Raw genomic sequence first — 11700 nt, forward strand, 5'->3', positions numbered from 1 at the left:
CCACCCCCCCCCCCCCCCCCCCCCCCCCCCCCCCCCCCCCCCCCCCCCCCCCCCCCCCCCCCCCCCCCCCCCCCCCCCCCCCCCCCCCCCCCCCCCCCCCCCCCCCCCCCCCCACGCAGCCACCGGCATTGCCAACGCACGCGCTTCTGGCTGCCGCACGAGCAGCACCACCGCCCGCACCAGCCGGTGGGTCTGGACGAGGAGACCCACCATCCCCGCAGGGTCGCCCCGGCCGGCCGCCAGGGCCAGCCCCGGCGCCGCGGGCACGGGCACCCTCCCGCGCGTCGCACCTCCCACGGCGGGCGGCCGCGGTGCCACGATCGGCGGGTGATCGAGCCGGTCCACCCCGACGAGCTGCGCGTGTCCGACCCGGAGCGGGCCGCCGTCCAGGAGAAGCTCCGCCGCGCCGTCGCCGCCGGGCAGCTCGACCTGCACGAGTTCGACACCCGGGTGCAGTCGGCCTGGGCCGCCCGCACCCGCGGCGAGCTGTCCCGGGTCACCCGCGACCTGCCCGAGCCGCCGCCCGAGCCGCCGTCCCCGCCGCCGCTGGGCCGCCGGTTCTCCGACGACGACGCCGGCACCGCGATGCGGGTGCTGACGATCATCTGGGCGAGCACCACCGCCGTGAACTCCGCGGTGTGGGCCCTGGTCTCCGTCACGACCGGGCAGTTCGTCTACCCGTGGTGGATCTGGCTGTCGGTTCCCGGCGCCGCCCTGCTCGTCCTGTACGTCGTCGGCATCGGCCGGCCGCGGCGCTGACGTGGCCGGCACGCTGACCCGCCGGCAGGTGCTCGACCTGCGCGTGCACGCCCAGCAGCTCGGCCGCGCCGCCGGCGACCTCGCCGACACCGCCGTCCTCGACCTCGGCGTCCAGGACACCGGCCCGGACGGTGGGCTGTGGGCGCTGGCGCTGCGCGGCGTGGACACCGCGGCGCTGGACGGCGACGAGCTGGCCACCGCGTGGACCATCCGCGGCGCCCCGCACCTCTACCGGCGGGCCGACCTGCCGGGGGTCGTCGCGGCCACCGCACCGTTCTCCGACGCCGACGCGGGCAAGCGCATCTTCGACGCCGCCAAGCCGCTCAAGGCCGCGGGGATCGGCCACCTCGAGGCGCTGGACACCGTGGCCGCGGCCATGCGGTCGGTGGTCACCGCCCCGATGGTCAAGGGCGAGATGTCCGGCCGGCTGACCGCCCTCCTGCCGGCGCCCTACCTGCGGTTCTGCCGGCCGTGCGACGCCACGCACGTCCACGAGATGCCGTTCCGGCTGGCCGCTCTGCGCGCCGGGCTGGAGCTGGAACCGGGCACCTCGCCGCCGGTGCTGCGCCCCGTGCCCGGCCTCGCGCCCACGGCCACCGTGCCGCCGCACCTGGACGTCGTCCGCGGCTACCTGCGGCTGCTCGGACCGGCCACACCCAAGCTCGTGGCCGGCTACCTCGACGCGCCGGTGGCGGACGTGCAGGCCCGCTGGCCCGAGGACGCCGTCGAGGTGGCGGTGGACGGCGAGCGGCGCTGGCTGCTGGCCGAGGACGCCGACCGGGTCGACGCCGTCCCGCCCGCGGCCGGGGTGTCCCTGCTCGGCCCGTTCGACCTGTTCCTGCAGGCCCGCGACCGGCCGCTGCTGGTCGACGACGCGGCCCGGGCCAAGGCGCTGTGGCCGGTGCTCGGCCGGCCCGGCGCGGTGCTCGCCGACGGCGAGGTCGCGGGCACCTGGCGGCCGCGCAAGGCCGGCTCGTCGCTCACCGTGGCGGTCGAGCTGTGGCGGCCGGTCCCGCCGGAGGCCGTCACCGCGGCCGCCGAACGGCTGGCCGACTTCCGCGGGGTATCGCTCAAGAACGTCACCATCGACTGAGGGAGAGACCATGACCGGTCCCGACGACGCCTTCCTGGCACCCGACGACGCGCTGCGCGGGTTCGACGACGACAGCGACGTCGAAGCGGGGACGGGCGGCGGCGAGCGCCCCGGCGCCGACGACGTCGAACGCCCGAACCCCGCCGGCGCCGCGGTCGAGGACGCCGGCCGCTCGGCCGGCTCCCTCGACGGCAGGACCGAGGGGTAACCGCACCTCCTCCGGTCGGCCGGCCGGCCCGGCCGGCAGGGTGCCCGCATGACCTCGGCCGGGCCCTCCTCCGCCGTCCGGGGTGGACCGTGTGGACACCACCGGGCGTGGCCCTCCCCGTCGTGCTGTTCCTGGCGACGGTCGGCAGCCTCGGCGTCGGCTTCGGCGTGATGACGAACTGCACCAACACCTACGGCTGCACCGCCACGGGCTGCCAGCCGTGCGAGACGACGAGCGCGTGGTTCACCGCCGGCTGGATCGGCCAGGGCGTGCTGCTGCTGGTCGCCGTGGTGCTCGTCGTCCTCGCCGCGCGCCGCCGCCGGCTGCCCGCCGTCCGGGCGGCTGTTCTGGTGCTCACCCCCCTCAGCGTCGCGCTGGTCGTTGCCACGACCGCGCTGGCGATCGCTGCCGGGGAACGCTTCCCCCGCAGGTATCTCAGCCCTAAGGTACCTCCGCATGGAGCCGCGCCGCGTCCGCATCGGCATCGACACCGGCGGGACCTTCACCGACGTCGTCGCGGTCGACGAGGCGACCGGCCGGACGACGACCACCAAGACGCCGTCCACCCCGGCCGACCCCGCCGACGGCTTCCTCACCGGCGTCCGCAAGGTGCTCGACCTGCTCGGGCTCGACGGCGACGCGATCACCGCGGTGAGCCACGGGACGACGGTCGCGACCAACCAGCTGCTCGAGGGCCAGCTGGACCGGATCGGGTTCATCACCACCGAGGGCTACGAGTCGGTGCTGGAGATCGCCCGGCAGTCGGTGCCCGACGGCTACGGCAACAGCTACTTCTGGGTCAAGCCGCCGCGGATCGTCCCCGCCGACCTGGTGCGCACCGTCCGCGGCCGGCTCGACCACCACGGGGCCGACGTCCGCCCGCTCGACGAGGACGACGCCCGCGCCGCCGCCCGGTTCTTCCGGGACGCCGGCGTCGGCACCATCGGCGTCTGCCTCCTGCACTCCTACGCCAACGACGCCCACGAGCGCCGGGTGCTCGAGGTGCTGCGCGCGGAGCACCCCGGCGCCGTGGTGAGCATCAGCTCGCAGGTGCTGCGCGAGTACCGGGAGTACGAGCGATCGGTGACCACGCTGGTCGACGCCGCCGTCAAGCCGCGGGTGAGCGCCTACGTGCGGAACATCCGCGAGCGGCTCGACGACCTCGCCCCGGGCGTGCCGTTCCACGTGATGAAGAGCAACGGCGGCGTGCTCTCGGCCGAGGAGGTCGTGCACCAGCCGATCACCACGATGCTCTCCGGGCCGGCCGCCGGGGCACTGGGGGCGGCCCTGGTCGCGGGCGCGGCCGGCTTCGACCGGGTGCTCACCTGCGACGGCGGCGGCACGTCCACCGACGTCACCGTCGTCGTGGACGGCGAGCCGGCGCTCACCACCGAGGGCTCGGTCGGCGCCTACCCGTCGAAGATCCCGATGATCGACGTCGTCACCGTCGGCGCCGGCGGCGGCTCCATCGCCTGGCTGTCGCCGGAGGGCACCCTCAAGGTCGGCCCGCGCTCGGCCGGCGCCGACCCGGGCCCGATGTGCTACCCGTCCGGCGGCGACCAGCCGACCGTCACCGACGCCCACGTGGTGCTCGGCCGCATCCCGCCGCACCTCCTCGGCGGGGAGATCCCGCTGTCGGCCGACGCCGCCCGCGCCGGCCTCGAGCAGCTGGGCGGCAAGCTGGGCCTGGACCTCGAGCGCACCGCCACCGGCATCCTCGAGATCTCCGCGTGGAACCAGGCCAACGCGCTGCGCCAGGTCACCGTCGCCAAGGGCCTCGACGTCCGCGACTTCACGCTCACCACGTTCGGCGGCTCCGGGTCCCTGCTGGCCTGCCGGCTGATGGACGTCCTCGGCCTGCCCCGCACCCTGGTCCCGCCGGACCCGGGCAACCTCAGCGCGTTCGGCCTGCTCACCGTCGACGTCCGCAACGACCACGTGCAGACGACGATCAGCCGGCACGCCGACCTCGACCTCGACCGGGTGCGCGCGGTGTTCGGCGACCTGGAGGCCCGGGCGCGGGAGTCACTGGACGGCGAGGGCTTCCCCCGGGACCGGCAGCGGGTGCAGCGCAGCGCCGACCTGCGCTACGTCGGCCAGGCGTTCGAGGTCCGCGTCCCGGTGGCGGACGGCGACATCGACGCCGAAGTCGGGGACACCGTCGCCCAGGCCTTCCACGCCGCGCACCGCCGGCTCTACGGCTACGACTTCGCCGAGGACCCGCGCCAGGCCGTCGAGTGGGTCAACCTGCGGGTGACCGGGATCGGGCCGATCCGCCGTCCGGACCTGGTGGTGCTGGCACCGGCCGACGGGCCGGTGACGGACCGCGCCGTCACGGGATCCCGGCCGGTCTTCTTCGACGACTGGGTGGAGACACCGCTCATCGATCGCACGCGGCTGGCTCCCGGGGACGTGGTGCACGGCCCCGCGGTGATCGAGGAGTTCGGGTCGACCGTGCCGGTGCACCCCGGGTTCCGGGCCGCCGTCGACGTCCACGGCAACCTGCTGATCGAGAGGAACGCCCGATGACCAGCCTTTCGCGCGCGAAAGGCACCTCGGCGGCCGCCGACCCGGTGCTCGTGGAGATCGTCGCGGGCACCCTGGCCGCGATCGAGAAGGAGGTGGAGACGTCCATCGGCCGGACGTCGCGGTCGCCGATGATCCGCGACGCGCATGACTTCCGCGCCGGCATCCACGACCGGAAGCTGCGCAAGCTGACCGGCCGCTCGTACTCGGCGCTGGTGCACCCGGTGGTGCGCGACCACCCGATCGAGACGATGAACGTCGGCGACGTCTACTTCCACAACGACGTCTACCTGTCCGAGGGCGGCATCGGGCACCTGCCCGACCTGTGCGTCACCGTGCCGGTCTTCGCCGAGGTGGACGGCGCCGCGAGAGTGGTCGCCTTCGTGCAGGCGTTCGGCCACCACGACGACATCGGCGGCGCGGTGCCCGGCTCGATGCCGTCGGCGGCGACGAGCGTGTACGAGGAGGGCCTCATGGTCCCGCCGATCAAGCTGTGGGACCGCGGCGTCCGCAACGAGGCCGCGCTGGCGATCATGACGCGCAACTCGCGGATGCCCGACTCGCTCGCCGCCGACCTCGACGCCGAGTGCTCCGCCTGCCTCGCGGGCGCGCGGCGGCTCGGGGAGCTGTTCGAGCGGTACGGGGTGGCCGCCGTCGAGGCCTGCTTCGACGCGATCCTGGCCAACTCCACCGAGGTCTACCGGCGGGAGATCCTGTCGCAGATCCCCGACGGCACGTACGTGTGGGAGGACTACGCCGAGCACGACGGCGTCGACGAGCCCAGGCTCCACCGCCAGCGGATCACCCTGACCATGGACTCGACCGCCGACGTCCCGCTGGTCATCGACTTCACCGGCACCGGACCGCAGGCCAAGGGGCCGATCAACCACTGCGGCGACTACGCCGACGGCAACTTCCTCAAGAAGTGGCTGGCACCGATCCTGCGCAACCTCGCCGAGACGCCCGAGCGGATGGCCGAGCTCGACGTCAACGAGGGCGTCGTCCCGCTGATCGAGATGCGGTTCCCGGAGAAGGGCACGCTGCTCACGCCCGTCTTCCCGGCGCCGACCAACGCGCGCACCTTCGTCATCCTGCGGCTGCTCGGCGTGCTGGCCGGGGTGCTGGCCAAGGCCACCGGCGGCCGGATGCCCGCCGACCAGGAGACGATCCGCTACACCGGCGTGTACGGCACCGACGCCGACGGGCAGCCCTACCTGATGCGGGAGGTGCTCGGCGGCGGCTCGGGCGGGCGGTACTACGCCGACGGCGAGGACACCATCCACGTCGTCCCCGACTCCCGGAACCTGCCGACGGAGTTCACCGAGTCCCGCTTCCCGCTGCGGGTCGAGCGGCTCGGCCTGGCCCTGGACTCCGGCGGCCCGGGCCGCCACCGCGGCGGCTGCGGCTACGAGAAGCACATCCGGGTGCTCCGCGACGCGCACTTCATGTCGATCGCCGACCGCTCGATCCTCTCCTGCTGGGGGGTCGCCGGCGGCCGCGCCGGGCGGCCGTTCCGGATCACCGTCGACCCCGGCGGGCCGGACGAGCACGACGTCGACGCGCTCGCCGACGCCGAACCGCTGGCCGCCGGGACCGTCGTCCGCATCCGGACGACGGGCGGCGGCGGCTGGGGCGACCCGCTGGACCGGCCGGTCGAGGAGGTGCTGCGGGACGTCGCCTGGCGGAAGGTGAGCGTCGCCGGCGCGCGGGACGACTACGGCGTGGTGGTGCTGGGCTCCGGCGCGGTGGACCTCGACGCGACGGAGTCCCTGCGCGCGGACATGCGGGCCGCCCGGACCGGCGACGAGCCGTTCTTCGACCGCGGGCCGGGCTACGCGCTGCTGTCCGGCGGGGCGGCGTTCAACGCGTTCGACGTCCTCTAGCTCGAGGGGCAGCCCCCTCCCAGCCAGGCCAGCGCCGCGAGCACCCGCCGGTTGTCGTCCGGGTGCGGAGCCAGACCGAGCTTCGCGAACACCGCCGCGACGTGGGTCTCGACGGTCTTCGGGCTGAGGTGCAGCTCGCGGCCGATGCGCGCGTTCGACCGACCCTCGGCGACGAGCCGCAGCACCTCCCGCTCGCGTCCGGTCAGCAGGGCCGCCTCCGTCGTCGCGGATCGGGGGGACGGCAGGGCGCGGGCGGGCGTGGCACGGGTCGTCGCTCCCCCGCCCATGACCGTCGGCGCGACGAGCGGGGCGACCTGCAGGGCCGGCACGGCGACGCCGGACCGGCGGGCCCGCCGCAGCGTCGCCACGACCTGGGGGGACAGGAGCGCGAGGAGGTCGCGCTCCCAGTCGCTGAAGGCCCGGCCGGACCGGCCGATGCTGATCCCGGAGAACGCGGACCCCTGGTCGGTGGCACCGAAGGCGATCTGGTCGTCCACGTCCAGCCGGTGGTACGCGTCGCGGTAGACGGGGTTGGCCCGCCACTGCCGCCGGCTGACCAGGTCCGAGGTGCGCAGCGGCTCGCCCAGGGCCGGCAGGGCCATGGTGTAGGCGACGATCGGGTGCTGCGCCATGACCGCGGGATAGCCCTCCAGCAGGTCCGCGCGGTAGACCTCCGCCGGCCACGCGAGCGCCACCTCCCGGCCCGTCCGGCGGTCCACCTCGTGGTACACGGCCAGGTGGGCGGCGAGCAGGTCGGCCAGTCCCGGGAGGACGACGTCCCGGACACCGGCGAGGTCATCGACCTCCTCCAGGCTGTCGGTGAACGCGCGGGACCGGCGCAGACGCAGCACCGGGGACTCCTCGAGCAGGCGCTGCGACATCGCCGTCCCCCCGTGCACCAGGCCCCATCACCCCGGGTGCGCCATCGAATGCACCCCGCTACCAGTGTGCGGACCGTAGCGGACCCAGGACAAGGTCCGGGCTATCCCGGAGCGGAACCAGGGCTGGCCCCGATCCGCGCGCGGCAGGGACCCGCCAGGCTCGTCTCCGCGGGGAGGACGCACCGTCCCGGCCATCCCCGCCGAGGACCGAGGGGCGCGGACCGGAGGTGATCGCCCGATGCGCCGCACCGCCGTCCTCCTGGCGTCGACGCTCGGCGTCGTCCCCCTCCTCGCCGTCCCGGCGCAGGCCGGCGAGCCGGTGCCCCCGTTCGTCTTCGCCAGCGACCGGGACGGGGACGCCGAGATCCACCGCACGCTGGCCTACGGGCGCATCCGGCAGCTGACCCGCAACGACGTCACCGACGACCAGCCGGTCTGGTCGCCGGACGGCCGGCGGATCGCCTTCGTCAGCACGCGCGACGGCAACGCCGAGGTCTTCGTCATGGACGCCGACGGTTCCGACGTCGTGCAGGTGACGGACACCGCGACCACCCCGGACGGTGTGGAGGTCCGGAACGACTCGCCCGCGTGGTCGCCGGACGGCCGCACCCTCGCCTTCGTCTCGAACCGGGACGACCCCGAGGGCGAGGTCTACCGGGTGGCGGCCGACGGCACCCGGCTGCAGCGCCTGACCACCAACCCCTTCGTGACCGACAACGCCCCGGCCTGGTCACCGGACGGCCGGCACGTCCTCTACAGCGTGACGCCGCCTGCGGACGACGCGGACCTGTACCGGATGCGCCCGGACGGCTCGCAGATCCGGCAACTGACGGACACCCCGGACGTCGACGAGAGCACGCCGGAGTACTCGCCGGACGGCCGGACCATCGCGTTCAGCCGCTTCGACCTGCTCGCCGGCGAGCGGGACCTGGCCACGATGCGCGCCACCGGCGGCCCGGCACGCCACCTGACCGGCGAGCCGGACCGGGACGAGTGGTTCCCGCGGTGGACCGCGGACGGCCGGCAGCTGGCGTTCTGGGCCCAGGACGGGACGCGGTCGACCGCCTGGCTGGTCGACCGCGACGGCACCGACCTGCGGCCGCTGACCGCCGGGACGGCGAACGACTCCTCCCCCGACCCCCGGCCCTGACCCGCCGGACTCCCACCCGCAGCGGCCTGGGGGAACCGCTGCGGGTGGGTCGCGGCTCCCGTGGTGCGAGCGGCGATCAGGGCGGGTCGAGCCCGGTGCTGCCGGCCGGCGGCTTGACCTCGTCGCCGGTCTCGCCCTCGTCGCCGCGATAGGTCGGGTGGTCGGTGTGGCGCGGGTCGTCGTCCCCCGCGTCCTCGACGTCCTCGGGGACCAGCGGCGTCTCGTGCAGCACGTTCTCGCGCGCCTGGTCGCGGTCGGTGCCCGGCACCTCGGTCATGGCGACCTCCTCACCTCGGGGCTCCCGTACCCGGCCGGCCCGGGGCGGATGCCCTGCGGTGCTACGCCCGCGGCGAACGGCGGCGGCGCCACCAGTGGGCGCGCACCGGTACGGACGGCGGCGCCACGACCGGCTCCGGTGCGGACGGCGGCGGCCGGGTGGCGTGCCACAGCCGCACGAGGGCGTCCTCGTCGGCCAGCCCCGGGACGGCGTCGGGCCCGTCGGCCGGACGGCGCCAGTGCTGCTCAACCCGGGCGTTGAACTCCGCCACCGCCGCCCGCACCGCGGCCTCGCTCGGCAGGGTCGGGACCCGCAGCGCCAGGTCCTCGCGCTCGCGGCGCAGCGCCATGCCCGGCGGCAGCAGGTCCTTCGGGTCGGCCTGCTGGCGGCGCGCCCACTCCAGCGCCCATTCGTAGCTGGTCTGCTCCTTGACCCGCGGGGGCAGCGGCTGACCGGCGCCCGCCAGTCCCTCGAACGCACCCCGCTCCTGCGCCTGGGTGATCTGGTGGTCGATCCAGGTCTCGAAGGCCATGCCGGGGGGCTTGCGCTCGGTCATCGCCCTCCTTGGTACCCCGTTCCGTGCGGCGCCGTCAGCCGGTCGGCGAGCCAGCCCGCCGCGCGGTCGCCCGCCTGCCCGGGGGCGAGGAAGCGGACGAGGAGGAGGCCGTCCGCGACCGCCAGCACGCCGGCCGCGGCGTCCGCCCGCTCGCCGTCCGGCACGTCGAGGCGCGCCCCCAGTCAGGACAGCCACCCCTCGGCCACCGCCGAAGTAGTACAGCAGCATGCGGTCGCTGGTCCCGAGCGCCGCGGCCAGCGGGCGCAGCGCGGCGCCGTTGCCGGATCGTGCCTTGACCTTCCGGCGCGGCTCGTGCCGGACCCCGGCGTCCTCGCGGAGGGTGGCGACGGGCCACGAAGGGGTGAACCGGCAGCTCAGCGTCCTGCGCGGACGGCCGGCAGCCCCCAGGCTGGCCGTCGTGCCGCTGTCCGTGCCCGGGTTGCCCGACGTGCCGCCCGAGCTGGCCGGACCGGTGGCGGTGGAGCTGGCCAGGCCGGTGCGCGACCTCCCGCGGGCCGACGCCCTGCCCGGCGGCGTCCTCTACGAGCCCAAGTGGGACGGCTACCGCCTCGTCGTCGTCCGCACCGGCGGCACGACCCGGGTCTGGTCCCGGCAGGGCCGCGACCTCTCGTCCCGCTTCCCGGACGTCGTCGCCGCAGCCGTGGCCCAGGTGCCCCCCGGCACGGTGCTCGACGGCGAGGTCGTGGCCTGGAACGGCTCGCGGCTGGACTTCGGCCTGCTGCAGCAGCGGATGGTCGCCCCCGCCGGCCGCCTGGGCGCCCTCGTCGCCGCCGCACCCGCGTCCTACGTCGCCTTCGACCTGCTGGCGCTGGGCGGCGCGGACCTGCGCGGGCGCCGGCTGCGCGAGCGGCGGGCCGCGTTGGAGGAGCTCGCCGGCCGGTGGGCGCCGCCGATGCAGCTCTCGCCGGTCACCGCCGACCCGGCCGAGGCCCGCCGGTGGTCGGCCGACTTCCGCCCCGCCGGGGTCGAGGGGCTGGTCGCCAAGGGGGCCGGCACCCGGTACGCGCCCGGCCGGCGGGAGTGGCTGAAGGTGAAGTCCTGGGAGACCACCGAGGTGCTCGCCGGCGGCGTCATCGGGCCGGTCGAGCGCCCGAGCCAGCTGGTCGCCGGCCGCTACCGGGACGGCGAGCTGGTGGTCGTCGGCCGGACCAGCCCGCTGTCGCCGGCGCAGGCCGCCGAGCTGGCCGCCGTCCTCACCCCGGCCGGGCCGGACCACCCCTGGCCGGACCGGATCGGCACCGGGGCCTTCGGCGGCGGCCGGCTGTCGGTGCCGCTCACCCGCGTGCGCCCGGACGTCGTCGTCGAGGTCAGCGCCGACGCCGCGCTGCAGGCCGGCGTCTTCCGCCACCCGCTGCGCTTCGTGCGCGTCCGCCCCGATCTCGTGCCGGACGACGTTCCGGCGCTCCCCTGAGCGGCGGTTTCCGCGGCAACCGCCGCTCAGCGCATGAGGAGACCGCGGCGGGTGAGCACCCGGCGCTCGATCGGCGCGAACACGAGGAGCTCGATCGCGACCCCGACCACCAGGATCAACGTGATCGAGGTGATCACCAGGGACATCTGGGACAACTCGCGACCGATGTTGAGCAGCTGGCCGAGCCCCTGTCCCAGGCTGGGCGAGTACGTGATCAGCTCGGCGGCCATGAGCGAGCGCCAGGCGAACGCCCACCCCTGGCGCAGCCCGCCCAGATAACCCGGCAGCGCCGCCGGGAGCAGGACGTGCCAGGTGCGACCGAGCGAGGACAGGCCGAGGACCCGGCCGACCCGATCGAACAGTGGCGGCACCTGCTTCATCCCCGAGAGCAGGCCGTTGGCGATCGACGGCACCGCGCCGAGGAGGACGACGGTGTAGATGGCCGCGTTCGAGAGCTGGAACCAGATGATGGCCGCCGGCACCCAGGCCACCGACGGCAGGCTCTGCAGCCCGCTGACGATCGGGCCGATCGCGGCGCGCAGCCACCGGCTCCACCACATGAGGAGGCCGAGCACCGTGCCGAGGACCAGCGACATCGCGAAGCCCACCGCGCCGCGGCTCAGGCTCGTCCAGATCGCCCCTGCGGCCCGGCCGTCCTGCACCGTCGTCCAGAACGTCTCCGCGACGTCGGCCGGTGACGGCAGGGCGTAGGAGGGTTTGACCTCCAGCAGGTAGGCGACCTGCCACACGGTGACGAGCAGGGCCAGGAACAGCAGCGGCGGCAGCACCGACCGGACGACGACCCGCCCCGGGCCCGGCCTGGGCGGCAGGAGCGGCGGGGGGGGGGGGGGGGGGGGGGGGGGGGGGGGGGGGGGGGGGGGGGGGGGGGGGGGGGGGGGGGGGGGGGGGGGGGGGGGGGGGGGGGGGGGGGGGGG

13 protein-coding genes are annotated in these 11700 nt (G+C 75.8%); 7 read left to right on the plus strand and 6 right to left on the minus strand.

Annotated features, from left to right (window positions below):
- Positions 1 to 327: 327 nt before the first annotated feature.
- Genes ACI78Z_RS24205 through ACI78Z_RS24215 form a run of 3 tightly spaced genes read left to right on the plus strand, consistent with a single transcriptional unit; the run spans position 328 to position 2060 of the window.
- A complete protein-coding gene (locus ACI78Z_RS24205; protein WP_457039090.1) occupies positions 328 to 759 on the plus strand; it encodes a DUF1707 SHOCT-like domain-containing protein in 432 nt (143 codons plus the stop codon).
- Between the two features lies 1 nt (position 760).
- A complete protein-coding gene (locus ACI78Z_RS24210) occupies positions 761 to 1852 on the plus strand; it encodes a DNA glycosylase AlkZ-like family protein (protein WP_457039091.1) in 1092 nt (363 codons plus the stop codon).
- Positions 1853 to 1862: 10 nt separating this feature from the next.
- A complete protein-coding gene (locus ACI78Z_RS24215; protein WP_457039092.1) occupies positions 1863 to 2060 on the plus strand; it encodes a hypothetical protein in 198 nt (65 codons plus the stop codon).
- Between the two features lie 190 nt (positions 2061 to 2250).
- On the opposite strand, the gene ACI78Z_RS24220 is transcribed toward ACI78Z_RS24215, so the two are convergent.
- Complete coding sequence (locus ACI78Z_RS24220) at positions 2251 to 2418, minus strand: hypothetical protein (RefSeq protein WP_457039093.1); 168 nt, start codon at positions 2416 to 2418, stop codon at positions 2251 to 2253.
- Between the two features lie 98 nt (positions 2419 to 2516).
- Between ACI78Z_RS24220 and ACI78Z_RS24225 the strand changes: the two genes are divergently transcribed.
- On the plus strand, positions 2517 to 4589 hold the full coding sequence (locus ACI78Z_RS24225; protein WP_457039094.1) for a hydantoinase/oxoprolinase family protein: 2073 nt from the start codon (positions 2517 to 2519) through the stop codon (positions 4587 to 4589).
- On the plus strand, positions 4586 to 6469 hold the full coding sequence (locus ACI78Z_RS24230) for a hydantoinase B/oxoprolinase family protein (protein ID WP_457039095.1): 1884 nt from the start codon (positions 4586 to 4588) through the stop codon (positions 6467 to 6469). Before ACI78Z_RS24225 ends, ACI78Z_RS24230 begins: the two co-directional genes overlap by 4 nt.
- On the opposite strand, the gene ACI78Z_RS24235 is transcribed toward ACI78Z_RS24230, so the two are convergent.
- On the minus strand, positions 6466 to 7350 hold the full coding sequence (locus ACI78Z_RS24235) for a response regulator transcription factor (protein WP_457039096.1): 885 nt from the start codon (positions 7348 to 7350) through the stop codon (positions 6466 to 6468). The two genes, ACI78Z_RS24230 and ACI78Z_RS24235, sit on opposite strands and share 4 nt — an antisense overlap.
- 238 nt (positions 7351 to 7588) lie before the next feature.
- Here ACI78Z_RS24235 and ACI78Z_RS24240 point away from each other — a divergent pair, with 238 nt between their 5' ends.
- The gene (locus tag ACI78Z_RS24240) at positions 7589 to 8500 is read left to right on the plus strand and encodes a TolB family protein (protein ID WP_457039097.1); all 912 of its coding nucleotides are present in this window, start codon (positions 7589 to 7591) and stop codon (positions 8498 to 8500) included.
- 76 nt (positions 8501 to 8576) lie between these two features.
- On the opposite strand, the gene ACI78Z_RS24245 is transcribed toward ACI78Z_RS24240, so the two are convergent.
- The 3 genes from ACI78Z_RS24245 to ACI78Z_RS24255 all read right to left on the minus strand — a co-directional run bounded on the left by ACI78Z_RS24245 (position 8577) and on the right by ACI78Z_RS24255 (position 9497).
- On the minus strand, positions 8577 to 8777 hold the full coding sequence (locus ACI78Z_RS24245; protein ID WP_457039098.1) for a hypothetical protein: 201 nt from the start codon (positions 8775 to 8777) through the stop codon (positions 8577 to 8579).
- A gap of 61 nt (positions 8778 to 8838) precedes the next feature.
- Positions 8839 to 9333: a DnaJ family domain-containing protein gene (locus ACI78Z_RS24250; RefSeq protein WP_457039099.1), complete on the minus strand. Its 495-nt coding sequence runs from the start codon at positions 9331 to 9333 to the stop codon at positions 8839 to 8841.
- Positions 9330 to 9497: a hypothetical protein gene (locus tag ACI78Z_RS24255; RefSeq protein WP_457039100.1), complete on the minus strand. Its 168-nt coding sequence runs from the start codon at positions 9495 to 9497 to the stop codon at positions 9330 to 9332. The genes ACI78Z_RS24250 and ACI78Z_RS24255 overlap by 4 nt, the downstream gene beginning before the upstream one ends.
- Positions 9498 to 9751: 254 nt before the next feature.
- Between ACI78Z_RS24255 and ACI78Z_RS24260 the strand changes: the two genes are divergently transcribed.
- Positions 9752 to 10765 (plus strand): ATP-dependent DNA ligase, encoded by a 1014-nt coding sequence (locus tag ACI78Z_RS24260; protein ID WP_457039101.1) that lies wholly within the window; start codon positions 9752 to 9754, stop codon positions 10763 to 10765.
- A 26-nt stretch (positions 10766 to 10791) separates the two neighbouring features.
- On the opposite strand, the gene ACI78Z_RS24265 is transcribed toward ACI78Z_RS24260, so the two are convergent.
- Entirely contained in the window at positions 10792 to 11553 is a 762-nt protein-coding gene (locus tag ACI78Z_RS24265) for an ABC transporter permease (protein ID WP_457039102.1), read from the minus strand.
- Positions 11554 to 11700 lie beyond the last annotated feature (147 nt).

It is taken from the genome of Geodermatophilus sp. SYSU D01176, assembly GCF_054050015.1.